Source organism: Streptomyces sp. XH2, assembly GCF_049725035.1.
Taxonomy (GTDB): Bacteria; Actinomycetota; Actinomycetes; order Streptomycetales; family Streptomycetaceae; genus Streptomyces; species Streptomyces roseoverticillatus.
Window position 1 is genome coordinate 644,798 of sequence record NZ_JBMMMZ010000002.1, and the last position, 26,029, is coordinate 670,826.

Sequence of the window (26,029 nt, forward strand, 5' to 3'; positions counted from 1 at the left end):
CACGGTTCGGCACCGCCGGGCTGCGCCGCGTCGGCTGAGCGCCGTTGCGGCGGAATCGACTTGCCTGCGGCAAGAAGGCCGATGGCGGGCAGGAGGCGCCTTGCCGCCGTGGCGGAGTCCCCTTGCCGCCAGGCGAGAAAGACCCGCCGCAACGGCGAGCAACCGACGCGGCGCAGCCCGGCGGTGCCGGACCGGCCGCACCCCGCACCGTGAAGGAACCCGGGCGGAGCCTACGTCGTGCCGGGGCCCGGCCCGATGTCCTCCGACGTCGGCGGCGCCTGGCGCCGGTCGGGCGCCTGCTCCAGGCCCGGCGCCGGCGCCGTGTTGATGCGCGGGAGCGCGTACGGATGCTCCCGCCGCAGCCACTCGATCAGCCGCTCCCGCACCACGCACCGCAGCGCCCAGATGTCGTCCGCGTCCTTGGCCGTCACCAGCGCCCGCACCTGGATCGTCGACGGCGTCGTATCGGTGATCACCAGGCTCCAGGAGCGGCCGTCCCACTCGGGCAGGCTTTGGAGGATCTCGTGGAGCCGCTCCCGCATGAGGTCTATCGGCGTCGAGTGGTCCAGGTGGAGGAAGACCGTCCCGGTCATCCGCGGGTTGCTGCGGGACCAGTTCTCGAACGGCCGGCTGGTGAAGTACGAGACCGGCATCGTGATGCGCCGCTCGTCCCACGTGGTGACGACCAGGTAGGTGAGCGTGATCTCCTCCACGCGCCCCCACTCGCCGTCGACGACGACGGTGTCCCCGATCCGGACGATGTCGCCGAAGGCGATCTGCAGCCCGGCGAAGAGGTTCGCGAGGGTGGACTGGGCCGCGACACCGGCGACGATGCCGATGAGACCGGCGGAGGCCAGCACGGACACCCCGGCGGTCCGCATGGCCGGGAACGTCAGCAGCATCGACGCCACGGCCACCACGCAGACGGCCGCCGTGACGACCCGCTGGATCAGCGTCACCTGGGTCCGTACGCGCCGTACCCTGGCGGGGTCCGCGGCGCGGGCGGCGTAGCGCGCGTAGGAGGCCTCGACTATGGCGACGGCGACCCGTACCAGCAGCCAGGCGCAGGCGCCGATCAGCACGAGCGTCAGCACCTGGCCGATCGCGTCCTCGTGCTCCGTCGCCCAGGCGCCGGCCGAGCGGAAGCCGCCGCGCAGCAGGGCCGTGCACAGCACGACCTGGAGCGGCAGGCGGCAGCGGTGGAGCAGGTCCCACAGCGGTGTCTCGGGGTGCCGAGCGTCGACTCTGCGCAGCACGTGGTCGGCGAGCCACCCCACGACCAGGGTGACGATCAACGCTCCGCCGACGACGGACAGGGGACGCAGTACGCCCTCCATGGACACCTCAGCTCCTTCCGGCCGGCCGCTGCTCACCGGGTGGCGCTCCCTTCGACCGTAACTGGCACGATGGGGAGCACGCGATCCACCTGTTAGGAAGTGACTCCAGTGGCGTCCTCTACCACGATTGTCCTTTTTCATTCGGCCTACGGCCTGAGGCCGGCCGTGCACGCCGCCGCCGAGCGCCTGCGCGCCGCCGGGCACGAGGTGCACGTGCCGGACCTCTACGAGGGCCGGACGGCGGAGACGGTCGAGGACGGCATGGTCGTCAAGGACGAGATCGGCCACGAGGAGCTGCTGCGCCGCGCGGTCACCGCGGTCGCCCCGCTGTCGGACCGCGGCCTGGTCTACGCCGGCTTCTCGCTCGGCGCGGCGATCGCGCAGAACCTGGCGCTGGGCGACGAGAAGGCGCGCGGCCTGCTGCTCCTGCACGGCACGTCGGACCTGGCCGAGGACGCGTCCGTGGACGAGCTGCCCGTGCAGCTGCACGTCGCCGACCCGGACCCGTTCGAGCCGCACGACTGGCTCAACGCGTGGTACCTGCGGATGGGCCGGGCCGGGGCGGACGTGGAGGTCCACAGGTACCCCGGTGCGGGGCACCTGTTCACGGACCCGGAGCTCGCGGACTACGACGCGGAGGCCGCGGAGACGACGTGGCGCGTGGCCCTGTCCTTCCTGGACGAGATCGCCGGCTAGCGCCGGTCCGCCGGTCCGGCGAAGGGCCGTCCGCCGCGACGGCGGGCGGCCACGTGGCCACGGACCGGGCGTGCCGGGCGGGCACTGAGCCGGTGTCACCTCACCGGCGAGTCGGCCCGCTCCACCCGCTGCGTGCCCGAACGCGTCCGGTACGAGCGGGCCCACTCCGTCGTCGCCTTCGGGTCCCGCTTGTCGGAGAGGACGTAGTAGTCCATCTGCGCCTGCTCGGGGGTGACGTCGAGGACGCCGTAGCCGTGGGAGTCCATGTCCACCCACTTCGCGTGCCGGTTGGCGGCCTTGATCGCGGCGACCGCGGCGAGCGAGACGGTGTGCGGGGCCACGCCCAGGAGGTCGTCCAGGTTGTCGGAGCTCACCGACGTGACGACGAACTCGGTGGCGAGGGACGGCGACAGCGGGTACGTGGCGGCCTTCTTGGGCACGTCGTTGGCCCAGGCCATGTGGATGTCGCCGGTCAGGAAGACGGTGTTGCGGATCCCGCGCTCGTCGAGGTGGCCGAGCAGCTCGCGCCGGTCGTCGGTGTAGCCGTCCCACTGGTCGGTGTTGGCGGCGATGCCGCCGGCGGGCAGGCCCAGCAGCTTGGCGAGCGGCTCCAGCAGGTGGGCGGGGAGGGCGCCGAAGGCGAAGGGGGAGATCATCACGGGGTTGCCGACGAGGCGCCAGGTGGTGTCGGAGGAGGCGAGCCCGGCCTTCAGCCAGTCGAGCTGGGCGCGCCCGGTGATCGTGCGCTCGGGGTCGTCGACCTTGCCGCTGCCGGGGCCGACCTGCTGCGATCTGAAGGATCTGAGGTCGAGCAGGTGCAGGTCGGCGAGGTTGCCGAAGCGCAGCCGGCGGTAGGTGGTGCCGGCGGTCGAGGGCCGCACCGGCATCCACTCGAAGTAGGCCTGCTTGGCCGCGGCCATGCGCGCGGTCCACTCGCCCTCGGCGCCCGGCGTGTGGTTCTCGGCGCCGCCCGTCCAGGCGTCGTTGGCGAACTCGTGGTCGTCCCAGATGGCGACGAAGGGGTGGGCCCGGTGCAGGTTCTGCAGATCGGGGTCGGTCTTGTAACGGCCGTGGCGGGTGCGGTAGTCGGCGAGGGTGACGATCTCGTGGGCGGGGGAGTGCGGGCGGACGACCTGCTTCGCCGGCGGGTAGACGCCGGTCCCGTACTCGTAGATGTAGTCGCCGAGGTGCAGCACGGCGTCGAGGTCGCGGCGGTCCGCGAGGTGGCGGTAGGCCGCGAAGTGACCGGACTCCCAGTTGGCGCAGGAGACGACGCCGAAGCGGATGCCGGGGACGGCCGCACCGGCGGCCGGTGCCGTACGGGTGCGGGCGGCGGGGGAGTGCGCGCCGCCGGCCGTGAAGCGGTACCAGTAGGCGGTGGCCGGGCGCAGGCCGCGGACGTCGGCCTTGACGGTGTGGTCGGCGGCGGCCGTCGCGGTGACCGTGCCCTTGGCGACGACCTTCCCGAACGCCTCGTCCTCGGCGACCTCCCAGTCGACGTCGACGGCCGCTCCGCGCCCCGAGCCGGGGACCGCGTCGGGCGAGGGCGTCACGCGCGTCCACAGCAGGATGCCGTCGGGCAGCGGGTCGCCCGAGGCGACGCCGTGCAGGAAGGCGGGCGGGTCCGCCGCGTACGCCGGGGCGGCCCCGGCGAGGGGGAGGAGGGCGACGGTCGCGGCGCCGGCGGCTGCCGCGACGGCGGTTCGGCGCGATATGTGCGCTATGGAGGATTCAGAGGTCACGGGCCATCACCTTACTTCCCAGTAAGCAGGAGGGGCGGACGAACTCTGACAGTTTGTCCGCCCCTCACCTGGCCTTCACTTTTCCCCGGCTACTTCTTGGGGCCGAACTCCTTGTCGATCGCGGCGATGAAGCTCGGCTTGGCCATCGGCGGGTTCTTGCCGTCGGGGCCCGTCAGCTTCTTGTCGCCGTGGAGCAGCGACGGCGTACCGCCGATCTTGTTCTTCTCGAACAGCTTCCCCATCTCGACGGCCCACTTGTCGTAGGTGCCCTCGTTGACGGCCTTCTCGAAGTCCTTGTTGCCCTTCAGGGCCGGGACCTGCTGCGCGATCTCGATCAGCCGCGCGTCCTTGGCGAAGGCGTCGTCGCGCTCGTCGGGGTGGTTCTTGGGCGAGTAGAGCGCTTCCTTGTACGCGACGAAGGCGTCCGGACTGACGTTGAGGGCGGCGCCGAGGGCGCTGACGGCGTTCTTCGAACCGGTGCCCTGGGACAGGTCGTCGATGAAGTTCACCATGACGAACCGGACCTTGTAGCGGCCGTCCTTGACGTCCTGGCGCAGCTGGCCGCCGGACTCGTTCTCGAAGGCGGCGCAGGACGGGCAGCGCGGGTCCTCGTAGACCGTGAGGGTCTCCTTGGCCTTCGCGTCGCCGATGACGATCTCGTCGCCGTTCTCGCCCGTGGTGTTGGCGGGCTTGACCAGCGCCTTGTCGCCCGCCCAGCCGCCGCCGCCCTTGTCGTCGTTCATGTTGGTCACCGCGTAGCCGACGCCGCCGGCTATCGCGAGGACGGCGACGATGGCGCCGGCGACGAAGAGCTGACGGCGCGTCTTGTCCCGCTTGGCCTGGCGCTCGCGCTCGGCGCGCAGCCGTTCGCGGGCGGCCTGCTTGTTCTGCTGGTTGTTGCGGTTGCTCATGGCGTCTTCTCCGGTTGGTGTACGAGTGGGGGTGGACCGCTTGCTCAGGCGGGAGCCGGAGCGAGGGGCGGTCCGCGCCGTACGACGGAGTGGACGAGGAGCGGGAGCCCGCGCGCGCGGAGGGTGCGGCGGGCGGGGCGCGGGCGCGCGGCCGGGCCGGCGGGCACCGTCAGGGCCGCGAAGGCCAGCAGCAGCGGGCCGAGGGCGAGGGCCGCGGCCGTGCGCAGCAGCCCGGCCAGGGCGGCCTCGCCGCGGCGCAGCCAGCCGGCGGCCAGCAGGCCCACCGCGACGTGGCAGGCGAGCAGCAGCCAGGGCAGCGCGGGCCCGCCGGCCGGCGGCGAGGTGCTGTCGGCGGCCATGCGGGCCAGCGGGGTGCCGAGCTCGCCGCGGCAGGCGAAGTCGAGGCCCAGGGAGTGCAGCGGGCCCGCGACGGGCCCGCCGGCCTTGCCGTAGCACGCGTGCTGGCCCGTGGTGAAGACGGTGTCCGCCGTCAGCTCCAGCGGGATGAGCAGCGCGGCGATCGGGCCGTAGCCGCGCTCACGGCCGGCGAGGGCGTAGGCGACGGCGAAGAACGCCGCCGCCAGCCCGGCGACCGTGACGGCGGGCAGGGGCGTGCGGGAGAGCAGGACGTGCGAAGCGGCGGACAGCGTGACACAGAGCGCCGTGAAGAGCGCCGCGCGCAGCGCTCTCAGTCGAACTCCCGTCCCCTCCATGAGGCCGAAGTCTGCCACGGCATCCGTTAAGTGTCGTGTCAAGATTCGGCATCACTGAACGTCACCGGAGGGGACGGGACACCGGGGGCCGGGGGCTCAGGACTTGAGGGCCGCGTCGATCGCCTTGGTGTACTGGTCGGGGGTGATCGGGACGTTCTTCCCGTCCTCCGCCGTCAGCTTCTTGCCGTTCATCTTGAGGGTCGGGGTGCCGGTGACGTCCTTGGCCTTGTCGAACTCGTCGGACACCGTCAGCGCCCACTTGTCGAACGTGCCGTCCTTGACGTTCTTCTCGAACTCCGCGTTGCCCTTGAGCGCCGGGATCTCGTTCGCGACCTTCAGCAGGACGTCGTCCTTCGCGTAGTCGTCCTTGGTCTCGTCGGGGTGGTTGGCCTTGGAGTAGAGGGCCTTGTTGTAGGCGCTGAACGCCTCGGGGCTGACGTTCAGCGCGGCGCCGAGCGCGCTGAGGGCGTTCTTGGAGCCGCTGCCGCCGAAGTTGCGGTCGAGGAACGTGGCGACGTGGTACGAGACCTTGTACTTGCCGTCCTTGACGTCCTTGTCGATGGTGTCGCCGACGCTCTGCTCGAAGACGGAGCAGATCGGGCAGCGCATGTCCTGGTACAGGTCCAGGGTGTGCTTGGCGTCCTTCTTGCCTATGAGGATCTCGGTGCCCTTGTCGCCGCCGGTGTTGGCGGGCTTGACGAGCTCCTTCTTGGACGCGGCCTCCCAGCTCGCGTTCAGGCCGCTCTTGCCGTCCTTGCCGAGCTGGGAGACGGCCACGACGATGCCCGCGCCGACGGCCAGGACCGCGACGACGGCCCCGCCGACGATCAGCTGGCGGCGCGTCCTGTCCTTCTTGGCCTGGCGCTCGCGCTCGGCGCGCAGCCGCTCGCGTGCGGACTGCTTGTTCTCCCAGTTGTTGCGCTTGCTCATGGTGGTGCGATCTTTCCGTGGTACGGGGGATGGGTCAGGCGGGGGTGAGGCCAAAGGCCGGCCCCCGCGGCGGCCCGCGCCGTACGACGGAGTGGACGAGGAGCGGAAGGGCGCGGCCGGGGACGGCGGGCCGCACGAACCGTACGGTCACGCCGCCGGGCAGCGGGGCACCGGCCGCGAGGACGGGCCGCAGCGGGCGGCACACGGCGGCCGCCGCGGCGCACAGGAGCTGCGCCAGCGCCCGCTCGCCCCGGCGCAGCCACGCGGCGGCCAGCAGGCCGACCGCGACGTGCCCCGCGAACAGCAGCCACGGGGCGCTGCCCTGGCCGGCGAGCCGGGCGAGCGGGCCGCCCGTGCTGCCGCTGCACAGCCAGGCCAGCGCCCCCGGGGCGGGGGCGGGGTGGCCGGGGCCGCCGTAACAGGTGTCCTGCCCGGCGGTGAAGAGCGCGGTGACGCCGAGCTCCAGGGGGACCAGGAGGGCGGCGATGTGCCGGTAGCCGCGCTCCTGCCCGGCCAGGGAGTGGGCGAGCGCGAAGACGGCCGCGGACGCCGCCGCGACGGCGGGCAGGGGCAGCGGCTTCCCGGACAGCAGCACGTGGGAGCCCGCGGACAGCGTGACGCACAGCGCTGTGAACAGCGCCGCGCGCAGTGCCCGCAGCCATGCCGCCGATATGTCCATGGGGACCGAGTCTGGCACGTCCTGCTGTAAACCGGGACTAAAGGCCGGGGATGCGGCCGTTGCGGAAGAGGTCCACGAAGATCTGGTGGTCCGCGCGGGCCCGGGCCCCGTAGGAGTGGGCGAAGTCCACCAGGAGCTCCGGGAAGCCCTCCTCGTCGGCGGCGATCACGGCGTCGATGGCCCGCTCGGTGGAGAACGGCACCAGCGAGTGGCCGCTCTGGTCGTCCGCCGCCGCGTGCATGGTGGCCGTCGCCCGGCCCAGGTCGGCGACGACGGCCGCGATCTCGGCCGGGTCGTCCAGGTCGGACCAGTCGAGGTCGACGGCGTACGGCGAGACCTCGGCCACCAGCTGCCCGTGGCTCCGGCCCCCTTCCTGGATCTCCGTCCAGCCGAGCCACGGGTCGGCGTGCGCCTGCAGCGCGCGCTGCGAGATCACCGTGCGGTGGCCCTCGTGGTGGAAGTAGTCGCGCACGGCCCGGTCGGTGACGTGCCGGGAGACCGCCGGGGTCTGCGCCTGCTTCATGTAGATGACGACGTCGTTCTCCAGGGCGTCGCTGTTGCCCTCCAGGAGGATGTTGTACGAGGGCAGTCCGGCGCTGCCGATGCCGACGCCGCGGCGGCCGACCACGTCCTTGACGCGGTAGGAGTCGGGGCGGGCGAGGCTGCTGTCGGGCAGCGTCTCCAGATAGCCGTCGAAGGCCGCGAGGACCTTGTAGCGGGTGGCGGCGTCCAGCTCGATCGCGCCGTCGTCGGCCGCGAAGCGGCGGTCGTGGTCGCGGATCTCCGTCATCGAGGCGAGCAGCCCGAAGCGCGTCATGGAGCGCGCCTCGCGCAGGGCGCCGAGCAGCGGGCCGCCGGCGGTGTCGAGCGTGAAGGGCGGCAGGTCGTCCTGCCCGGCACCGGTGGCCAGGGCGTGGATGCGCTCGCGGTAGGCGGCGGCGTAGGTCCGCACCAGCTCGGTGATCTTCTCGTCGCTGAGCGCCTTGGTGTAGCCGATCAGGGCGACGGAGGCGGCGAAGCGCTTGAGGTCCCAGGTGAAGGGGCCGACGTAGGCCTCGTCGAAGTCGTTGACGTTGAAGATCAGGCGGCCGTTGGCGTCCATGTACGTGCCGAAGTTCTCGGCGTGGAGATCGCCGTGGATCCACACCCGGCTCGTCCGCTCGTCCAGGTACGGCCCGGCGGCGCCCTCCGGCGCCCCGGCGGCCAGGTCGCGGTAGAAGAGGCACGCGGTGCCCCGGTAGAAGGCGAAGGCCGAGGCCGCCATCTTCCGGAACTTGACCCGGAAGGCGGCGGGGTCGGCCGCGAGCAGCTCACCGAAAGCGGTGTCGAAAACGGCGAGGATCTCCTCGCCGCGCTGCGCGGCCCGGTCGTGCTCGGTCGCCATCGCGGGGTCCTCCTGGGGTGGGGCATGGAACGAACATGTGTGCTGTCGTGCTCAACGCGTGAGGGTACCGGCGCGTGCCCGCGGCTGTCGGTGGGGGCCGGTAACCTTCAAAACAGTCCCGTTGCGTCCGCTGCGTCCCGCTGCCCGCTCCCGTCGGAGGTCTCCCACCGTGGCCAACAAGCCGCCCTTCACGCACCTGCACGTCCACACCCAGTACTCCCTGCTGGACGGTGCCGCGCGGCTCAAGGACATGTTCAATGCCTGCAATGAGATGGGCATGACACACATCGCCATGTCCGACCACGGCAACCTGCACGGGGCGTACGACTTCTTCCACTCCGCCCAGAAGGCCGGGATCATCCCGATCATCGGCATCGAGGCGTACGTCGCCCCCGAGTCCCGGCGCAACAAGCGCCGCATCCAGTGGGGCCAGCCGCACCAGAAGCGGGACGACGTCTCCGGTTCGGGTGGTTACACCCACAAGACGATCTGGGCGGCCGACTCCACCGGCCTGCACAACCTCTTCCGGCTGTCCTCCGACGCCTACGCCGAGGGCTGGCTGACCAAGTGGCCCCGGATGGACAAGGAGACCATCGCCAAGTGGTCCGAGGGCCTGATCGCCTCCACCGGCTGCCCCTCGGGCGAGGTGCAGACCCGGCTCCGCCTCGGCCAGTTCGACGAGGCCGTCCAGGCCGCCAGCGACTACAAGGACATCTTCGGCGAGGGGCGCTACTTCCTGGAGCTGATGGACCACGGCATCGAGATCGAGCGCCGCGTCCGCGACGGCCTGCTGGAGATCGGCAAGAAGCTCGGCATCCCGCCCCTGGTCACCAACGACTCCCACTACACCTACGCGCACGAGGCCGAGGCCCACGACGCCCTGCTCTGCATCCAGACCGGCAAGAACCTCTCCGACCCGGACCGCTTCCGCTTCGACGGCTCGGGCTACTACCTGAAGTCCACGGACGAGATGTACGCCATCGACTCCTCGGACGCCTGGCAGGAGGGCTGCGCGAACACCCGCCTGGTCGCGGAGCAGATCAACACCGACGGCATGTTCAAGGCCAAGAACCTCATGCCCAAGTTCGACATCCCCGAGGGCTACACCGAGGTCACCTGGTTCCGCGAGGAGACCATGCGCGGGATGCACCGCCGCTTCCCCGACGGCATCCCCGAGGACCGGATGCGCCAGGTCGAGTACGAGATGGACACCATCATCTCGATGGGCTTCCCGGGCTACTTCCTCGTGGTCGCCGACTTCATCATGTGGGCCAAGAAGCAGGGCATCGCCGTCGGCCCCGGCCGAGGCTCCGCGGCCGGCTCGATCGTCGCGTACGCCATGGGCATCACCGACCTCGACCCCATCCCGCACGGCCTGATCTTCGAGCGGTTCCTCAACCCCGAGCGCATCTCCATGCCCGATGTCGACATCGACTTCGACGAGCGCCGGCGCGCCGAGGTGATCCGGTACGTCACCGAGAAGTACGGCGCCGACAAGGTCGCCATGATCGGCACCTACGGCACCATCAAGGCCAAGAACGCCATCAAGGACTCCGCCCGCGTGCTGGGCTACCCGTACGCGATGGGCGACCGCCTCACCAAGGCGATGCCCGCCGACGTCCTCGGCAAGGGCATCCCCCTCTCCGGCATCCTCGACCCGCAGCACCCGCGCTACAGCGAGGCCGGCGAGATCCGCGGGATGTACGAGAACGAGCCGGACGTGAAGAAGGTCATCGACACCGCGCGCGGCGTCGAGGGCCTGGTCCGGCAGATGGGCGTGCACGCGGCCGGCGTGATCATGTCCAGCGAGACGATCACCGACCACGTGCCGGTCTGGGTCCGGCACACCGACGGCGTCACCATCACGCAGTGGGACTACCCGAGCTGCGAGTCGCTCGGCCTGCTGAAGATGGACTTCCTCGGCCTGCGCAACCTCACGATCATGGACGACGCCGTCAAGATGGTGAAGGCCAACAAGGGGATCGACATCGATCTCCTGGCCCTCCCGCTCGACGACCCCACGACCTTCGAGCTGCTCCAGCGCGGTGACACCCTCGGCGTCTTCCAGTTCGACGGCGGGCCCATGCGGTCCCTCCTGCGGCTGATGAAGCCCGACAACTTCGAAGACATCTCCGCCGTGTCCGCCCTGTACCGGCCGGGCCCGATGGGCATGAACTCGCACACGAACTACGCGCTGCGCAAGAACGGCCAGCAGGAGATCACGCCGATCCACCCGGAGCTGAAGGAGCCTCTCGAAGAGGTCCTCGGTGTCACCTACGGTCTGATCGTCTACCAGGAGCAGGTGCAGAAGGCCGCTCAGATCGTCGCCGGGTACTCGCTCGGCGAGGCCGACATCCTCCGCCGCGTCATGGGCAAGAAGAAGCCCGACGAGCTGGCGAAGAACTTCGTCTTCTTCAAGGAGGGCGCGCAGAAGAAGGGCTTCTCCGACGAGGCCATCCAGGCCCTCTGGGACGTGCTGGTCCCCTTCGCCGGCTACGCCTTCAACAAGGCCCACTCCGCCGCGTACGGCCTCGTCTCGTACTGGACGGCCTACCTCAAGGCGAACTACCCCGCCGAGTACATGTCCGCGCTGCTCACCTCCGTGCGCGACGACAAGGACAAGTCGGCGATCTACCTCAACGAGTGCCGGCGCATGGGCATCAAGGTCCTCCCGCCGAACGTCAACGAGTCCGAGGCCAACTTCGCCGCCCAGGGCGACGACGTGATCCTCTTCGGCCTCACCGCCGTCCGCAACGTCGGGCAGAACGTGGTCGACTCGATCATCCGCTGCCGCAAGTCCAAGGGGAAGTACAGCTCCTTCCCCGACTTCCTCGACAAGGTCGAGGCCGTCGTCTGCAACAAGCGCACCATCGAATCACTGATCAAGGCCGGCGCCTTCGACGAGATGGGCCACACCCGCAAGGGCCTCACCGCGCACTACGAACCGATGATCGACAACGTCGTCCAGGTCAAGCGCAAGGAGGCCGAGGGACAGTTCGACCTCTTCGGCGGCATGGGCGACGACACCGGCGACGACGGTCCGGGCTTCGGGCTCGACGTGGAGTTCTCCGACGTCGAGTGGGAGAAGGCCTACCTCCTCGCGCAGGAGCGCGAGATGCTCGGCCTCTACGTCTCCGACCACCCGCTCTTCGGCATCGAGCACGTCCTCAACGACAAGGCCGACGCCGCGATCTCCCAGCTCACCGGCGGGGAGCACGCCGACGGCGCGATCGTCACCATCGGCGGCATCATCTCCGGCCTGCAGCGCAAGATGACCAAGCAGGGCAACGCCTGGGCCATCGCCACCGTCGAGGACCTGGCCGGCTCCATCGACTGCATGTTCTTCCCCGCCACCTACCAGCTGGTCTCCACCCAGCTCGTCGAGGACGCCGTCGTCTTCGTCAAGGGCCGCCTCGACAAGCGCGAGGACATCCCCCGCCTGGTGGCCATGGAGCTGATGGTCCCCGACCTGTCGAACGCGGGCACCAACGCCCCCGTGATCATCACCATCCCCACGGTGAAGGTCACCCCGCCGATGGTGGAGCGGCTCGGCCAGGTCCTCACCCACCACCGCGGCTCCACCGAGGTGCGGATCAAGCTCCAGGGGCCGCGGAAGACCACCGTCCTGCGCCTGGACCGGCACCGGGTCACCCCCGACCCGGCGCTCTTCGGTGACCTGAAGCAGCTGCTCGGCCCGTCCTGCCTGGCCGGCTGAGTCACCGCGGGCGGGCCCGGCGGCCCGCCGCGCCCGCACCCGCACCCGCGCACGAGGGGCGCCCCCGGGTCAGCCGGGGGCGCCCCACGGTGCGGCCAACCGCCCGTGGGCGCCCTCTCCTGTCGGCCGGGCGCCGTCCCGCCGCCGCTCAGTTGTGGCCGAAGCGCTTCTGCTTGTTCTTGCGAGCCATGTCGCCCGGGGTGACCTGCGTGGCCCGCTGCTCGCTCTGGGACTCGATCGAGGAGCTCCTGGCCTGCTGCTGGCCGCGCTCCGCGGCGCTGGCCGACTTCGGCTGCTTCCGGTCCTTGTTCTTCGCCATGCTGAAGTGCCTCCACATCGGGACGACCCCCTGCGGTCACCCTCGCACGCACCACCGAACGGCGCATTTCGGGTAATTACCGTGCGTGATGCGTGCACTTACCGCCGTGAGGGCGTATCCGCCACGCCGAAGATCCAGTTCGGACTGATAACCCCCGCACGGTCGGGCAGACTCCAGGGAAAGCCGAGGAAAACCGGGGCACTGCCGTGCCGGGGGGCGACCGCAATTTCTGCACGCACAGAAAGAGGGTGGAACGTGGACCGCTGCGTCGTCCTGGTGGACGCCGGGTATCTGCTGGGCGCCGCCGCGAGCCTGCTGGCCGGCGAGCCCGCCCGGTCCCGCATCTCCGTCGACCACGCGATCCTCATTCAGGGGCTGCGCGAGCGCGCCGAGGCCGAGACCGAGCAGCCCCTCCTGAGGATCTACTGGTTCGACGGCGCGCCCGACCGGGTGCCCCAGCCCGAGCACCGCAGGCTCCGCGTCATGCCCCGGGTCACCGTCCGGCTGGGCGCCCTGACCCGCAGTGACGGCCGCTGGGCCCAGAAGGGCGTGGACGCCGCCATGCACGCCGAGCTCACCGAGCTCGCACGCAACCGCGCGTGCTCCGACATCGTCCTCGTCACCGGCGACGGCGACCTCCTGCCCGGCCTGATGTCCGCCAAGGAGCACGGCGTCGCCGTCCACCTGTGGGCCGTCCAGGCCGCCGACGGCGACTACAACCAGTCCGAGGACCTCGTCGCCGAGGCCGACGAGCGCCGCGTCCTCGACCGCACGTGGATCACCCGCGCCGTCCGCGCCAAGGAGCTCACCGGCGCCTGCGCCCCGCAGCCCGCCCCCGGCCCCGAGATCGCCGCGATCCTCTCCGCCCCCCTCCCCGAGAGCGCCGCCGCGGCCGCCGCCCCGGCCCCCCGCTCCCCCGAACCGGTGCCCGCCGAGCGCAACGGCTCCCGGCCCGCCGCCCCCGCCACCACCGACGGCACCCCCGGCGACCAGGACGCCCCCGAGACCCCCGCCGCCCGCGGCGTGCCCACCCCCAAGGACCTCGCCACCCTCGGCCGCGGCCTCGCCAGCCAGCCCGCCGACCGGTCCGGCGGGCCCGGCACCGGCCCGGGCGGCGCCTCCGGCCAGAGCAACGGCTCCGCCCTCGCCGCCAACGCCACCCTGCGCTGGTCCTCCGACAAGGGCTGGATCGAGCGCCCCGGCACCGGCGGCCCCGGAGAGCCCCCCGAAACCGCCGCCCTGCCGATGCTCGCCCAGCTCACCAGCGCCGAGCAGCGCTGGGCCGACCGCGAGGAGGACATCACCACCGTCGGCGGCGACCCCTTCGAGGTCGGCCAGGTCTTCGCCCGCCGCTGGGCCGAGCGCCTCCCCGACCCCGTCCACCTGCAGTCGCTCTCCACCGAATACCCCCGCATCCCGCACCGCATCGACGGCGAGCTGCTGCGCTACGCCGCCCGCTTCGGCCTGCTCGCCCACAAGGACGACCAGATCGACGAGCACGACCGCTATGCCATCCGGGCCGGCTTCTGGCGCGAAATCGACACCCGCACCGCGGCCGAGAAGGCACCGGCGGGCGACTGACCGCGCCACGCTCCGCGCCCGGACCGCCCCGACGGCCGGGGCGCGCCCCCCACCGCGTACCCTCATAGCTCGTGAGGACGGGCGTGAAAGAGGCGGCTGCAGCCGCCACGGTGTGCACCGTGCGCGGCCTGGTCAAGACCTACCCCGCCGCGCGCGGCCGCCGCGGCGCGCCCGGCACCGCGGCCGTACGCGCCAGCGACGGCATCGACCTGGAGGTCCGGCGCGGCGAGATCTTCGGACTGCTCGGCCCCAACGGCGCCGGCAAGTCCACCCTCGTCCGCCAGCTGACCGGCCTGCTCCGCCCCGACGAGGGCAGCGTCGAGCTCCTCGGCCACGACCTCGTGCGCCACCCCGAGCGCGCCGCCCGGCTCCTCGGCTACCTCGGCCAGGAGTCCACCGCCCTCGACGAGCTGACCGTCGCCCTCGCCGCCGAGACCACCGGCCGGCTCCGCGGCCTCACCCTGCGGGAGGCCCGCGCCGAGCGCGACGCCGTCCTCGGCGAACTGGGCCTCACCCCGCTCGCCGGGCGCCCCCTGAAGAAGCTCTCCGGCGGCCAGCGCCGCCTCGCCTGCTTCGCCGCCGCGCTCGTCGGCGAGAGGCCCGTCCTCGTCCTCGACGAGCCCACCGCCGGCATGGACCCGGTCGCGCGCCGCGCCGTCTGGGCCGCCGTCGACCGGCGGCGCGCCGAGCACGGCACGACCGTCCTGCTCGTCACCCACAACGTCATCGAGGCCGAGACCGTCCTCGACCGCGTCGCCGTGCTGGAGCGCGGCCGGATCATCGCCTGCGACACGCCCGCCGGGCTGAAGGAGCTCGTCGGCGACGAGGTCCGCGTCGAGCTGGTCTGGCGCGCCGAGGCCCCCCTGCACGTCCCCGAGGTCGCCGCGCTGCGCGACGCCGCGCAGGCCGCCGGACGGCGCTGGACGCTGCGGCTCGCCCCCGCCGAGGCGCGCGCCGCCGTCGCCGCCGTGACCGGCGGGCCCGCCTTCGCCGCGCTCGACGACTTCACCCTCACCACACCCAGCCTGGAGGACGTGTACCTCGCGCTCGGCGGCCGCGCGGAGGGCGCGGAGGGGCTGGTGAAGGCGTGACGAGAGCCCTGCCGACCGGACTGAACAGGAGCTGTGCCGGGTGAGTGCTGTGTCCGCAGAAGCGGTGACCGCCGGGGCGGTCAGGTCCGGGAGCGACTCCCGGCCGCGGTCCGGCGGCGACGGCGCCGCCCCGCTCGCGCCCCGGGCGAAGCTGCTGCCCGCCCTGGCCGCCGTGTACCGCGCGCAGCTCTCGCGGGCCCGGGTCGCGCGGATCCCCCTGCTGTTCGTGGCGACGTTCCAGTCCGTCGGCATCATGATCATGATGCGAGGCGTGGTGGACGGCGGCGACGAGGCGCGGGCCGTCGTGGCCGGCTCCAGCGTGCTCGTCGTGGCCTTCGTCGCCCTCAACCTCCTCGCCCAGTACTTCGGCCAGCTGCGCGCGAGCGGCGGCCTCGACCACTACGCGACCCTGCCCGTGCCGCCCGCGGCCGTCGTGCTCGGCGCGGCCGCCGCGTATGCCTCCTTCACCGTGCCCGGCACCGCCGTCACCGCGGTCGTGGGCAGCGTGCTCTTCGGCCTGCCGATGGGGCACCTGTGGGTGCTCGCCGCGGTGGTCCCGCTCTCCGGCGCGGCCCTCGCCGGCCTCGGCGCGGCCCTCGGGCTGCTCGCACCGCGCCAGGAACTGGCCACGCTCTGCGGACAGCTCGGCATGTCGGCGGCGCTGCTCCTCGGCGTGCTGCCCGCCGCGCACATGCCCGCCCCCATCGCCTACGCGCGCGACCTGCTCCCCTCCACGTACGGGGTGGAGGCGCTCGCCCGCACCTTCGACGCGCGCCCCGACTGGGCCGTCGTCGCCGCCGACCTCGGCGTGTGCGCGGCCGTCGGCGTGGTCTCGCTGGCCGCGGCGACGTGGGCGTACCGCCGGGCGGCCGTGCGGTGACGCGCCAGGACCGTCCTGCCGCCGGGTCCGCGGCGCCGACCTGGCACGATGACAGGGTGACCGCACCGCTGACGCCGCATGACCCGCCCTCGGACGAGCCCGGGCCCGGAGCCGGGCCCGTGGAGCCCGCGTTCGCCCCCGCAGACGAGGCCGAGCGCCGTGCCGAGACGCGCGCCGAACTGCGGCAGGCCGCGGTCATCGCCGCGGCGGTGGCCGTCTCCGGCGTGTTCCTGGGCCTGCTGTGGATGTGGCTCGCGCCGCGGGTCCCGCTCATCTCGGACGGCAAGGCCGTCTACCTGAAGAACAGCGAGGGCGAGCAGGCCATCGGCGCCGACGGCACGTTCGCGCTGCTGGCCCTCGGCTTCGGCGTGCTCAGCGGGGCCGTCGCCTTCTGGCTGCGGCGCCGCGGGGGCGTCCCGCTCGTGGTGGGGCTGGCCGCGGGGTCCTTCCTCGCCTCGCTCGTCGCCTGGCGCCTGGGCATGTGGCTGGGCCCCACGTCGGACGTGGTGGCGGCGGCCCGCGCGGCGGGGCGCGGCGTCGTCTTCGACGCGCCGCTCAAGCTCGCGGCGAAGGGCACGCTCCTGGCGTGGCCGCTCGCGGCGATGGCCGTGCATCTCGTGCTGACGGCGCTGTTCGGGCCGCGGGATCCGGATCCGGTGCCGGACTGGACTCCGTCCGGGGATCCGGACGCCCGGGCCTGAGCCGTGTCCGGCACCGCCGGATGCGTATGCGTGCGGCTCAGCGCCGTCGCGGCGGAGGGGGCTGCCCCGGCCCCGCCCTTTCACCGTTTCCTCCTGCGGAGGGCTCTGGGCCCGGCGGCCCGGCCCTGCCGCCGGGCAGAACATCCCCGCCGCGACGGCGAGCAACCCCCGCGGCGCGGACCGGCGGTGCCGAGCCGGCCGGCCGCTGGATTCCGGGCCGGCCCGGCAAGGGCCTACGCCGGCCTGCGGCCGTGATTCGCTCGGTTCTTCTTCAGGCGCCAGCGACGCTTGCGGGTGCGCTTCGACATGGGCGTCCCTCCCGGGGCGCGGGCCGCCCGCGCGGCGGCCCGCGCCGCAGGTCGTAGCCCCGGGGCGGGCGGCCGTCCAGACCCCCCGCACCCGCGGAGCCGCCGCAGGGTCACCCGCGGGCGATCGGCGCGATCACCGCGTCCGTGAGGGCGGCCAGGTCACCGGGCGAGAGCTCGACCTCCAGGCCCCGGCGACCGGCCGAGACGCAGATGGTCGCGTGGGAGCGCGCGGAGGCGTCCAGCGCGGTCGGCAGCCGCCGGCGCTGCCCGAGCGGCGAGATGCCGCCCCGTACGTACCCCGTCGTGCGCTCCGCGGCCGCCGGGTCGGCCATCGCCGCCCGCTTGCCGCCGACGGCCGCGGCGAGGGCCTTGAGGTCGAGAGAGCCGGAGACGGGCACGACGGCGACGGTCAGCGCGCCGTCGACCTCGGCGACGAGGGTCTTGAAGACCTGCGCCGGATCCCGCCCGAGGGCCTCCGCGGCCTCCGTCCCGTAGGACGCGGCGGCCGGGTCGTGGTCGTAGGAGTGCACGGTGAAGGCGGTCCCCGCCTTCTCCAGGGCGACGATGGCCGGGGTCGGGCCGGAGCCCGGGTTCGATCGCTGCTTGCGGGCCAAGGGTCCGTTCCGTCCGCGTCAGTTGGGGTTCGTCGGCTGCCGGGTCAGCTCCGTGGCCGGCAGCGACGGGAGCTTAGCGATCACCGCGGTCTCGGCGCGCAGCATTTTCAGCTCGCGCGCGAGCCGGGTGGCCGTGTCGGGCGTCTCCAGGAGCTGCTGCTTCGCCGGGGTGTCGAGCATGGCCGCCGCGGCGACGAGGTAGGAGAGCACGGACGGCTCGCCCGGCAGGTCGGTCTGCCCGGCGAGCGTGCGCTCGGTCGCCCCGGCGAGCCGCTTCTGGTAGGCGCGGAAGGCCCGGACGACGCCGGAGGCGAGCGCGCCCGCGCCTTCGCCCTGCTCCTCCTCGATGTCCTCGACCTCGCCCGTCAGGTACGGCCCGGAGGTGTCGACGGACAGCAGCCGGAAGCGGGTGGTGCCGGTGGCGAGGACCTCGTACGTGCCGCCGGCGCGCTCCCGGATGGTGGCCGCCTCCGCCACGCAGCCGACGGTGTGGAACGCCTTGAGCGGGTCGGGGCCGAACCCGGACGCCGGCCCGGGCTCGGGGCGGGCGCCCTCGGGCAGGCCGGGCGCCGTGGGCGCGACCTCGCTGCCGTCGCGGATGGCGACGACGCCGAAGCGGCGCGGTTCCTCCTCGGGGAGCGCCGACAGGTCGCGCATCAGCGCGCGGTACCGCTGCTCGAAGACGTTCAGGGGCAGGACGAGTCCGGGGAACAGCACCGAGTTCAGCGGGAAGAGGGGCAGGCGCGCGGTGGTCACAGCCGGTAAGCCTAATGGCCTGTGCACCGGTGCCGCCCCGGCGTTCACTGCCGGCGCAGCAGCCGGGAGGCGCCCGCCGCCACGGTCGTCGCGAGCACCCACCCGAGCAGGATCAGCACCGCGACCACCCACTGCGTGAGGCCCGTGGGCCGCCAGGCGTTGCCCTGCCCGAGGTCGATGACCGGCACGAGCAGGTCGAGGGCGTACAGCCAGGGGTTCCAGGCGGGGCCCTCGCCCTCCTTCAGGGGCGGCACGGGCCGCAGGGTGAAGTAGACGGTGGCGGCGGCCCACAGCACGGCCATCCACACGGCCGCCCGGCCGGGCCGGTAGCCGTAGGCCACCATCCAGTCCTGGAGGTAGCCCCAGGCCTTGCCGGCCGGGGGCAGCGTCTCGCGCCGGCGGCGCTGCTTGGCGAGGAGGACGGCCCGGGCGTCGGCGTCCTCGCCGCTGTCGCGCAGGGCGCCCGCCAGCTGCTCGTACGGCTCGGGGGCGTACTCGGGCGTGGCGGCGGCCACCCACTCCAGGCGCAGGCTCAAGGGGAAGTGGCCGAGCGGTATCAGCGTCTCGTAGGAGAAACCGGCCATGACCAGGCTGCCGGGCCCGGGCCAGCTCTCGTAGCGGTCGACCAGGTTGGACACGCGGGCGCCGGAGAGCACGACGCGCCCGCGCTGCGCCCACTCGCCGAGGAAGCGCAGCTCGGGCGTCTGGATGCGGCGCAGCGACAGCTCCTGGTCAACCTCCAGCACGAACCGGGCCCGGCTGAAGTCGACCGCGTCGCCGAACCGGCCGTCGTCCAGCCGCACCCCGCCCCGGCACTCGAAGGCCTGCGTGCGGACGCCCTGCTGCGGGGTGGTGGTGATGCCGTACGGGGGAGTGGTGCCGGTGGTGAACGGATAGCCGCCGACGCCGGCGCCCGTCAGATAGAGGGTGCGCTCCACGGTCAGCTGCGGGGCGTTGAAGGCGCGTCTGCCGTGGGGATTGCTCAGCGTGGAGCCGCGCAGGCTCAGCGAGACCCCTATCGCCGCGGCCCGCATGCTCAGCTCGCCGTACGAGCGCATCATCTCCGCCTGCATGTCCTGCCCGACGCTCATCCCGTCGGCCGCTATGGAGACCCCGCGCCGGTCGGGACGCACGACCAGCTGGTTGAGCAGGAGGTCGGTGCCTATCTGGGCGTCGGTCAGGCGTATGCCGCGCCGGACGACGCACCGCGGCAGGTGCAGGTCGCCCTCGGTGCGCAGCCGGGCGGCCTCCAGCCGGGGGAGCGAGCAGGCGACCAGGCGCAGGGTGGTGAACTGGCTCTCGGGCAGCAGCACCTCCTGCTCGAAGCGGCAGTTGTGCAGCTCGACGTAGGGCACGACCCTGCCGCCGGAGAGGTCGAGGGTGCCGGTGATCTGCACGCCGTTCAGCTTGAGGGCGGCCACCCGGCCCGGCAGCGGGGGCGGGCCGTCCAGCAGGAGCAGGGCCACGACGCGGGCCCGCACGCTGCGCTCGGGCCCCCACGCGTGGGGGCCGCGCGGGTCGTTCCACTCGGGGCGGGGCGTGCGCAGGTCGTGCGTGCGGCCCGCGCGGAACGCCTTCCACATCGCCTGCTCGGTCGCGGTCAGCCCCAGCTCCGGCGGCGGGCCGCCGTCTCGCGGATCGGTCACGCTCCGCACCCCCTCCCGTCACGTGCACCTCGGTGTACCGTCCCCATTCCCTCCGGGTGACCGATTGAACACTCTCGGTGAAACACCTGTACCAGTGAGTGGTACGGGGCGCGGTGCGACGGGGCGGGTCTGAGACAATTACCGTGTGATCTCCCGAATCGATCTGCGCGGCGCCGCCTCCTCCGAGGCCGGTGTCGACCGCGACCTGCTGCCCCGAGCCGAACTCGACGTCGAGGCCGCCCTGGAGAAGGTGCGGCCCATCTGCGAGGACGTGCATCATCGCGGCACCGCGGCCCTGATCGACTACGCGCACCGGTTCGACGGCGTCACGCTCGACCGCATCAAGGTCCCCGCCGAGGCGATCACCCGCGCCCTCGAAGAGCTCGACCCGGCCGTCCGGGCCGCGCTGGAGGAGTCCATCCGCCGCGCCCGCATCGTCCACCGCGAGCAGCGCCGCACCGACAAGACCGTCCAGGTCGTCCCCGGCGGCACGGTCACCGAGCGCTGGGTCCCGGTCCAGCGCGTCGGGCTGTACGTGCCGGGCGGCCGGTCCGTCTACCCCTCGTCCGTGATCATGAACGTGGTGCCGGCCCAGGAGGCCGGCGTCGGCTCCATGGCCGTCTCCTCCCCGCCCCAGGCCGACTTCGGGGGCCTGCCGCACCCCACGATCCTGGCCGCCTGCGCGCTGCTGGGCATCGACGAGGTGTACGCGGCCGGCGGCGCCCAGGCCGTCGCCATGTTCGCCTACGGCACCGAGGAGTGCCGCCCGGTCAACATGGTCACCGGCCCGGGCAACATCTGGGTCGCGGCCGCCAAGCGGCTGCTCAAGGGCCGCATCGGCATCGACGCCGAGGCCGGCCCCACCGAGATCGCCATCCTCGCCGACGCCACCGCCGACCCCGTGCACGTCGCCGCCGACCTGATCAGCCAGGCCGAGCACGACCCGCTGGCGGCCTCCGTCCTCGTCACCGACTCGGAGGAGCTCGCGAGCGCGGTCGAGAAGGAGCTCGACACCCAGGTCGCCATGACCCGGCACGTCGAGGACCGCATCGTGCCCGCGCTCTCCGGCCGCCAGTCCGGCATCGTCCTGGTCGACTCCGTCGACCACGGCCTCGCCGTCGTGGACGCCTACGGCGCCGAGCACCTGGAGATCCAGACCGCGGACGCCGCGGCCGTCGCCGCCCGCGTGCGGAACGCCGGCGCGATCTTCGTCGGCCCGTACGCCCCCGTCTCCCTCGGCGACTACGCCGCCGGCTCCAACCACGTGCTGCCCACCGGCGGCTGCGCCTGCCACTCCTCCGGCCTGTCCGTGCAGTCCTTCCTGCGCGGCATCCACGTCGTGGACTACACGCGGGAGGCCCTGGCCGAGGTCGCGGGCCACGTGGTGACGCTCGCCGAGGCCGAGGACCTGCCGGCGCACGGCGCGGCGGTCAAGGCACGGTTCGACTGGAAGGTTCCGGACGGCAAGTGACGCAAGGGACGCAAGTGACCGGTATCGACGACCTTCCCATCCGGGACGAGCTGCGCGGCAAGTCCCCGTACGGCGCCCCCCAGCTCGACGTGCCCGTACGCCTGAACACCAACGAGAACCCCTACCCGCTGCCCGAGCCGCTCGTCGCCCGCATCGCCGAGCGCGTCGCCGAGGCCGCCCGGCACCTCAACCGCTACCCCGACCGGGACGCGGTCGAGCTGCGCACCGAGCTCGCCAAGTACCTCACCCGCACCACGGACCACGAGGTCACCACGGCGAACGTCTGGGCCGCCAACGGCTCCAACGAGGTCATCCAGCAGCTGCTGCAGACCTTCGGCGGCCCCGGCCGCACCGCGATCGGCTTCGAGCCCTCGTACTCGATGCACGCCCTGATCTCCCGCGGCACCGGCACCGGCTGGATCTCCGGCCCCCGCGGCGCGGACTTCACCATCGACGTCGAGGCGGCCGAGCGCGCCATCGCCGAGCACCGGCCCCACGTCGTCTTCGTCTGCTCGCCCAACAACCCCACGGGCACGGCGGTCGAGGCGGAGACGGTCCTGCGGCTGTACGAGGCCGCGCAGGCGGCCCGGCCGTCGCTCGTGGTCGTCGACGAGGCGTACGGCGAGTTCAGCCACCGCCCCTCGCTGCTGCCCCTCATCGAGGGCCGCCCCAACCTCGTCGTCTCCCGCACCATGTCCAAGGCCTTCGGCGCGGCCGGACTCCGCCTCGGCTACCTCGCCGCGGACCCCGCGGTCGTCGACGCCGTCCAGCTCGTGCGCCTGCCGTACCACCTGTCGGCCGTCACCCAGGCCACGGCGCTCGCCGCCCTGGAGCACACCGACACCCTGCTCGGCTACGTCGAGCAGCTCAAGGCCGAGCGCGACCGCCTCGTCACCGAGCTGCGCGCGATGGGCTGCGAGGTGACCGACTCGGACGCCAACTTCGTGCAGTTCGGCCGGTTCGAGGACAGCCCCGCCGCGTGGCGGGCCATCCTCGGCCACGGCGTGCTGGTGCGGGACAACGGCGTCCCGGGATGGCTGCGGGTGACCGCGGGCACGCCCGAGGAGAACGACGCCTTCCTGGACGCCGTACGCGCCATTCGCAAGGAGAACCACTCATGAGCCGCGTGGGCCGCATCGAGCGCACCACCAAGGAGACGTCCGTCCTCGTCGAGATCGACCTCGACGGGACCGGACAGGTCGACGTGTCGACCGGGGTCGGCTTCTACGACCACATGCTCGACCAGCTCGGCCGCCACGGCCTCTTCGACCTCACCGTCAAGACCGACGGCGACCTGCACATCGACACCCACCACACCATCGAGGACACCGCCCTCGCGCTCGGCGCCGCCTTCAGGCAGGCCCTCGGCGACAAGGTGGGCATCTACCGCTTCGGCAACTGCACCGTGCCCCTGGACGAATCCCTCGCCCAGGTCACCGTCGACCTCTCCGGCCGCCCCTACCTCGTGCACACCGAGCCCGAGAACATGGCGCCCATGATCGGCACATACGACACGACGATGACCCGGCACATCCTGGAGTCCTTCGTCGCGCAGGCCCGGATCGCCCTGCACGTGCACGTCCCCTACGGGCGCAACGCCCACCACATCGTGGAGTGCCAGTTCAAGGCCCTCGCCCGGGCCCTGCGCTACGCCTGCGAACCCGACGCGCGCGCGGCCGGGATCATTCCGTCGACGAAGGGTGCGCTCTAGTGAACGGCCTGTCCACCACGCTCATCGTCGTCGGCCTGTTCCTGGTCGGCGGCATCATCTCCTTCCTCAAGCAGGGCATGCCCAAGAGCATCATCGTGCTCCTCGGCATAGGCGCCGCGATGTGCCTGACCGCCGGCACCCTCCGCATCGAAGGAATCTGGTCATGAGCGCCCCGAAGAAGGTCGTCGTCTTCGACTACGGCTTCGGCAACGTCCGCTCCGCCGAGCGCGCCCTCGCCCACGTCGGCGCGGACGTCGAGATCACCGGCGACTACGAGAAGGCCATGAACGCCGACGGCCTCCTCGTGCCCGGCGTCGGCGCGTTCGCCGCCTGCATGCAGGGCCTGCGCGCCGCCCGCGGCGACTGGATCGTCGGCCGCCGCCTCTCCGGCGGCCGCCCCGTGATGGGCATCTGCGTGGGCATGCAGATCCTCTTCGAGCGCGGCATCGAGCACGGCGTGGAGACCGAGGGCCTCGACGAGTGGCCCGGCCTCGTGGAGCCCCTCAAGGCCGACGTCGTCCCCCACATGGGCTGGAACACCGTCACCCCCGCCGCGGACTCCCAGCTCTTCGCCGGCCTCGGCGCGGACACCCGCTACTACTTCGTGCACTCCTACGCGGTGCGCGAGTGGAGCCTGGAGGTGACCAACCCCAACATCCGCGCCCCCAAGGTCACCTGGGCCACGCACGGCGAGCCGTTCGTCGCGGCCGTGGAGAACGGTCCCCTGTGGGCCACCCAGTTCCACCCGGAAAAGTCCGGCGACGCCGGTGCCCAGCTCCTCACCAACTGGATCGGAACCCTGTGAGCAAGCTCGAACTCCTTCCCGCCGTCGACGTCCGCGACGGCCAGGCCGTGCGCCTCGTCCACGGCGAGTCCGGCTCCGAGACGTCGTACGGCTCCCCGCTGGAGGCGGCCCTCGCCTGGCAGCGCTCGGGCGCCGAGTGGCTGCACCTCGTCGACCTCGACGCCGCGTTCGGCACCGGCGACAACCGCGAGCTCATCGCCGAGGTCGCCGGGGCCATGGACATCAAGGTCGAGCTGTCCGGCGGCATCCGCGACGACGCCTCGCTCGCCGCCGCCCTCGCCACCGGCTGCACCCGCGTCAACCTCGGCACCGCCGCCCTGGAGACCCCCGAGTGGGTCGCCAAGGTCATCGCCGAGCACGGCGACAAGATCGCGGTCGGCCTCGACGTCCGCGGTACCACCCTGCGCGGCCGCGGCTGGACCCGCGACGGCGGCGACCTCTACGAGACCCTCGCCCGCCTCGACCGCGAGGGCTGCGCCCGCTACGTCGTCACCGACATCGCCAAGGACGGCACCCTGCAGGGCCCCAACCTGGAGCTGCTGAAGAACGTCTGCGCCGCCACCGACAAGCCGGTCGTCGCCTCCGGCGGGGTCTCCTCCCTTGACGACCTGCGCGCGATTGCCAACCTGGTACCGGAGGGTGTCGAAGGCGCCATCGTCGGAAAGGCCCTCTACGCCAAGGCGTTCACCTTGGAAGAGGCCCTGGAGGCTGTGTCCGCATGACCGAAGCCGTGCAGCGTGTGCAGAGCGACAGTCCCTGGGAAGAGGCCTTCGGTTGTGCGCGCGCGGTCGCGGCGGGAGACCGTGTGCTGGTGGCCGGCACCATGCCGTTCACCGGCACCGTGCTGCACGGCGAGGGCGATCCGTACGAGCAGGCCAGGTCGGCCTTCGGCAACGCCCTCGCCGCGCTGGAGCGGTTCGGACTCGGCCCCGAGGCCGTCGTCCGCACCCGGATGTACCTGACCCACGCGCGAGACGTGGACGAGGTGGGCCGTGCCCACAAGGAGCTCTTCGACGCGGTCCGCCCGGCGGCGACCCTCGTCGTGGTCTCCGGATTCCTCGACTCGCGCGTCCTGGTCGAAGTAGAGCTGGAAGCGTACCGAGGAGCAACGAGCACATGACCCTGGCGGTCCGAGTCATCCCCTGCCTGGACGTCGACAACGGCCGGGTCGTCAAGGGCGTCAACTTCCAGAACCTGCGCGACGCGGGCGACCCCGTGGAGATGGCCAAGGTCTACGGGCAGGAGGGCGCCGACGAACTGACGTTCCTCGACATCACCGCCTCCTCCGGCAACCGCGAGACCACCTACGACGTGGTGCGCCGCACCGCCGAGCAGGTGTTCATCCCGCTGACCGTCGGCGGCGGCGTCCGCACCGCGGCCGACGTCGACAAGCTGCTGCGGGCCGGCGCCGACAAGGTCGGCGTCAACACGGCGGCCATCGAGCGGCCCGAGCTGATCCGCGAGATCGCCGAGCGCTTCGGCCGGCAGGTGCTGGTCCTGTCCGTGGACGCGCGCCGTACCCCGTCCGGCAGCTTCGAGGTCACCACCCACGGCGGGCGCCGGGGCACCGGCCTCGACGCCGTCGAGTGGGCCCACCGCGCGGCGGAGCTCGGCGCCGGAGAGATCCTGCTGAACTCCATGGACGCCGACGGCACGAAGGACGGCTACGACACCGAGATGATCCGCGCCGTGCGCGCGCACGTCACGGTCCCGGTCATCGCGAGCGGCGGCGCGGGCCGCCTGGAGCACTTCGCCCCGGCGGTGGAGGCGGGCGCGGACGCGGTCCTGGCCGCGTCGGTCTTCCACTTCGGCGACCTGCGGATCGCCGACGTCAAGAACACCCTCCGCGAGGCGGGCCACCCGGTCCGCTAGTCGCGTGCGGCGGATCATCACGGTGGCGGCCCGTTCCGCCGGACTCCCGCCGTGGTGGTCGCCCGCCGCAGCGGCGGGCGGGTTTCCTCCGCCGCGGCGGCGAGGAACCACGGCGTGGTGGCCCGGCGGTGCCGGACCGGCCCGCAGCCCGGGCCGAAGCCCCGCCC

General features: G+C 72.7%; 25 protein-coding genes. 14 read left to right on the plus strand and 11 right to left on the minus strand.

From position 1 onward, the window contains the following. Positions 1-230: 230 nt before the first annotated feature. Complete coding sequence (locus ACOTKD_RS06535) at positions 231-1,337, minus strand: mechanosensitive ion channel family protein (RefSeq protein WP_424887889.1); 1,107 nt, start codon at positions 1,335-1,337, stop codon at positions 231-233. 108 nt (positions 1,338-1,445) lie between these two features. On the opposite strand from ACOTKD_RS06535, the gene ACOTKD_RS06540 reads away from it, so the two are divergent. Next, the gene (locus ACOTKD_RS06540; RefSeq protein WP_424887890.1) at positions 1,446-2,033 is read left to right on the plus strand and encodes a dienelactone hydrolase family protein; all 588 of its coding nucleotides are present in this window, start codon (positions 1,446-1,448) and stop codon (positions 2,031-2,033) included. Positions 2,034-2,128: 95 nt separating this feature from the next. On the opposite strand, the gene ACOTKD_RS06545 is transcribed toward ACOTKD_RS06540, so the two are convergent. The 6 genes from ACOTKD_RS06545 to ACOTKD_RS06570 form a co-directional block, all read right to left on the minus strand. Continuing rightward, positions 2,129-3,775 (minus strand): alkaline phosphatase D family protein, encoded by a 1,647-nt coding sequence (locus ACOTKD_RS06545; protein WP_424887891.1) that lies wholly within the window; start codon positions 3,773-3,775, stop codon positions 2,129-2,131. An 89-nt stretch (positions 3,776-3,864) separates the two neighbouring features. After that, positions 3,865-4,686: a thioredoxin domain-containing protein gene (locus tag ACOTKD_RS06550; protein WP_424887892.1), complete on the minus strand. Its 822-nt coding sequence runs from the start codon at positions 4,684-4,686 to the stop codon at positions 3,865-3,867. 44 nt (positions 4,687-4,730) lie between these two features. Beyond that, positions 4,731-5,399 carry a hypothetical protein gene (locus ACOTKD_RS06555; RefSeq protein ID WP_424887988.1) on the minus strand — a complete coding sequence of 223 codons (669 nt, stop codon included), beginning with the start codon at positions 5,397-5,399 and terminating at the stop codon, positions 4,731-4,733. 96 nt (positions 5,400-5,495) lie between these two features. Continuing rightward, a complete protein-coding gene (locus ACOTKD_RS06560) occupies positions 5,496-6,329 on the minus strand; it encodes a thioredoxin domain-containing protein (RefSeq protein ID WP_424887893.1) in 834 nt (277 codons plus the stop codon). Positions 6,330-6,363: 34 nt separating this feature from the next. Further along, on the minus strand, positions 6,364-7,008 hold the full coding sequence (locus ACOTKD_RS06565; protein WP_424887894.1) for a hypothetical protein: 645 nt from the start codon (positions 7,006-7,008) through the stop codon (positions 6,364-6,366). A 37-nt stretch (positions 7,009-7,045) separates the two neighbouring features. After that, positions 7,046-8,392, minus strand: a complete 1,347-nt coding sequence (locus ACOTKD_RS06570; protein ID WP_424887895.1) for a DUF2252 domain-containing protein — start codon at positions 8,390-8,392, stop codon at positions 7,046-7,048. A 169-nt stretch (positions 8,393-8,561) separates the two neighbouring features. On the opposite strand from ACOTKD_RS06570, the gene dnaE reads away from it, so the two are divergent. Next, positions 8,562-12,107, plus strand: coding sequence for a DNA polymerase III subunit alpha (gene dnaE / locus ACOTKD_RS06575; RefSeq protein ID WP_424887896.1), 3,546 nt, complete (start codon positions 8,562-8,564; stop codon positions 12,105-12,107). 148 nt (positions 12,108-12,255) lie between these two features. Here the strand turns inward: dnaE and ACOTKD_RS06580 are convergent, their stop codons facing one another. After that, the gene (locus ACOTKD_RS06580; protein WP_424887897.1) at positions 12,256-12,426 is read right to left on the minus strand and encodes a hypothetical protein; all 171 of its coding nucleotides are present in this window, start codon (positions 12,424-12,426) and stop codon (positions 12,256-12,258) included. Between the two features lie 255 nt (positions 12,427-12,681). Between ACOTKD_RS06580 and ACOTKD_RS06585 the strand changes: the two genes are divergently transcribed. From ACOTKD_RS06585 to ACOTKD_RS06600, 4 genes are all read left to right on the plus strand, one after another. Next, entirely contained in the window at positions 12,682-14,007 is a 1,326-nt protein-coding gene (locus ACOTKD_RS06585) for an NYN domain-containing protein (RefSeq protein WP_424887898.1), read from the plus strand. Between the two features lie 110 nt (positions 14,008-14,117). Continuing rightward, positions 14,118-15,098: an ABC transporter ATP-binding protein gene (locus ACOTKD_RS06590; RefSeq protein ID WP_424887989.1), complete on the plus strand. Its 981-nt coding sequence runs from the start codon at positions 14,118-14,120 to the stop codon at positions 15,096-15,098. A gap of 40 nt (positions 15,099-15,138) precedes the next feature. Continuing rightward, positions 15,139-15,978 (plus strand): ABC transporter permease, encoded by an 840-nt coding sequence (locus ACOTKD_RS06595; RefSeq protein ID WP_424887899.1) that lies wholly within the window; start codon positions 15,139-15,141, stop codon positions 15,976-15,978. 56 nt (positions 15,979-16,034) lie between these two features. Further along, the gene (locus ACOTKD_RS06600; RefSeq protein WP_424887900.1) at positions 16,035-16,679 is read left to right on the plus strand and encodes a DUF2567 domain-containing protein; all 645 of its coding nucleotides are present in this window, start codon (positions 16,035-16,037) and stop codon (positions 16,677-16,679) included. 418 nt (positions 16,680-17,097) lie between these two features. On the opposite strand, the gene ybaK is transcribed toward ACOTKD_RS06600, so the two are convergent. The 3 genes from ybaK to ACOTKD_RS06615 are packed head-to-tail and all read right to left on the minus strand — an operon-like array spanning position 17,098 to position 20,003. Then, positions 17,098-17,601 (minus strand): Cys-tRNA(Pro) deacylase, encoded by a 504-nt coding sequence (ybaK, locus tag ACOTKD_RS06605; protein ID WP_424887901.1) that lies wholly within the window; start codon positions 17,599-17,601, stop codon positions 17,098-17,100. Between the two features lie 18 nt (positions 17,602-17,619). Next, the gene (locus ACOTKD_RS06610) at positions 17,620-18,357 is read right to left on the minus strand and encodes an LON peptidase substrate-binding domain-containing protein (RefSeq protein ID WP_424887902.1); all 738 of its coding nucleotides are present in this window, start codon (positions 18,355-18,357) and stop codon (positions 17,620-17,622) included. Positions 18,358-18,401: 44 nt separating this feature from the next. Further along, positions 18,402-20,003 carry an oxidoreductase gene (locus ACOTKD_RS06615; protein ID WP_424887903.1) on the minus strand — a complete coding sequence of 534 codons (1,602 nt, stop codon included), beginning with the start codon at positions 20,001-20,003 and terminating at the stop codon, positions 18,402-18,404. A gap of 145 nt (positions 20,004-20,148) precedes the next feature. Between ACOTKD_RS06615 and hisD the strand changes: the two genes are divergently transcribed. Genes hisD through hisF form a run of 8 tightly spaced genes read left to right on the plus strand, consistent with a single transcriptional unit; the run spans position 20,149 to position 25,862 of the window. Further along, positions 20,149-21,474, plus strand: a complete 1,326-nt coding sequence (gene hisD, locus ACOTKD_RS06620) for a histidinol dehydrogenase (protein ID WP_424887904.1) — start codon at positions 20,149-20,151, stop codon at positions 21,472-21,474. Between the two features lie 14 nt (positions 21,475-21,488). After that, positions 21,489-22,595: a histidinol-phosphate transaminase gene (locus tag ACOTKD_RS06625; RefSeq protein ID WP_424887906.1), complete on the plus strand. Its 1,107-nt coding sequence runs from the start codon at positions 21,489-21,491 to the stop codon at positions 22,593-22,595. Beyond that, complete coding sequence (gene hisB / locus ACOTKD_RS06630) at positions 22,592-23,185, plus strand: imidazoleglycerol-phosphate dehydratase HisB (RefSeq protein ID WP_424887907.1); 594 nt, start codon at positions 22,592-22,594, stop codon at positions 23,183-23,185. Before ACOTKD_RS06625 ends, hisB begins: the two co-directional genes overlap by 4 nt. Further along, positions 23,185-23,352 (plus strand): hypothetical protein, encoded by a 168-nt coding sequence (locus ACOTKD_RS06635; protein ID WP_189382868.1) that lies wholly within the window; start codon positions 23,185-23,187, stop codon positions 23,350-23,352. Before hisB ends, ACOTKD_RS06635 begins: the two co-directional genes overlap by 1 nt. Then, a complete protein-coding gene (gene hisH / locus ACOTKD_RS06640) occupies positions 23,349-23,990 on the plus strand; it encodes an imidazole glycerol phosphate synthase subunit HisH (RefSeq protein ID WP_424887908.1) in 642 nt (213 codons plus the stop codon). Before ACOTKD_RS06635 ends, hisH begins: the two co-directional genes overlap by 4 nt. Next, positions 23,987-24,712 (plus strand): bifunctional 1-(5-phosphoribosyl)-5-((5-phosphoribosylamino)methylideneamino)imidazole-4-carboxamide isomerase/phosphoribosylanthranilate isomerase PriA, encoded by a 726-nt coding sequence (priA, locus tag ACOTKD_RS06645; RefSeq protein ID WP_106677822.1) that lies wholly within the window; start codon positions 23,987-23,989, stop codon positions 24,710-24,712. The genes hisH and priA overlap by 4 nt, the downstream gene beginning before the upstream one ends. Further along, positions 24,709-25,110 (plus strand): RidA family protein, encoded by a 402-nt coding sequence (locus ACOTKD_RS06650; RefSeq protein ID WP_424887909.1) that lies wholly within the window; start codon positions 24,709-24,711, stop codon positions 25,108-25,110. Before priA ends, ACOTKD_RS06650 begins: the two co-directional genes overlap by 4 nt. Next, a complete protein-coding gene (gene hisF / locus ACOTKD_RS06655; RefSeq protein WP_424887910.1) occupies positions 25,107-25,862 on the plus strand; it encodes an imidazole glycerol phosphate synthase subunit HisF in 756 nt (251 codons plus the stop codon). Before ACOTKD_RS06650 ends, hisF begins: the two co-directional genes overlap by 4 nt. The last annotated feature ends 167 nt before the right edge of the window (positions 25,863-26,029 follow it).

What these genes read in the sequence shown, in the direction of transcription:
- hisH (WP_424887908.1), top strand. Translation starts at nt 23,349, where the DNA reads ATGAGCGCCCCGAAGAAGGTCGTCGTCTTCGACTACGGCTTCGGCAAC.
- ACOTKD_RS06535 (WP_424887889.1), bottom strand. Translation starts at nt 1,337, where the DNA reads ATGGAGGGCGTACTGCGTCCCCTGTCCGTCGTCGGCGGAGCGTTGATC.
- ACOTKD_RS06565 (WP_424887894.1), bottom strand. Translation starts at nt 7,008, where the DNA reads ATGGACATATCGGCGGCATGGCTGCGGGCACTGCGCGCGGCGCTGTTC.
- ACOTKD_RS06580 (WP_424887897.1), bottom strand. Translation starts at nt 12,426, where the DNA reads ATGGCGAAGAACAAGGACCGGAAGCAGCCGAAGTCGGCCAGCGCCGCG.
- ACOTKD_RS06550 (WP_424887892.1), bottom strand. Translation starts at nt 4,686, where the DNA reads ATGAGCAACCGCAACAACCAGCAGAACAAGCAGGCCGCCCGCGAACGG.
- ACOTKD_RS06555 (WP_424887988.1), bottom strand. Translation starts at nt 5,399, where the DNA reads ATGGAGGGGACGGGAGTTCGACTGAGAGCGCTGCGCGCGGCGCTCTTC.
- ACOTKD_RS06560 (WP_424887893.1), bottom strand. Translation starts at nt 6,329, where the DNA reads ATGAGCAAGCGCAACAACTGGGAGAACAAGCAGTCCGCACGCGAGCGG.
- ACOTKD_RS06650 (WP_424887909.1), top strand. Translation starts at nt 24,709, where the DNA reads ATGACCGAAGCCGTGCAGCGTGTGCAGAGCGACAGTCCCTGGGAAGAG.
- hisB (WP_424887907.1), top strand. Translation starts at nt 22,592, where the DNA reads ATGAGCCGCGTGGGCCGCATCGAGCGCACCACCAAGGAGACGTCCGTC.
- hisF (WP_424887910.1), top strand. Translation starts at nt 25,107, where the DNA reads ATGACCCTGGCGGTCCGAGTCATCCCCTGCCTGGACGTCGACAACGGC.
- ACOTKD_RS06570 (WP_424887895.1), bottom strand. Translation starts at nt 8,392, where the DNA reads ATGGCGACCGAGCACGACCGGGCCGCGCAGCGCGGCGAGGAGATCCTC.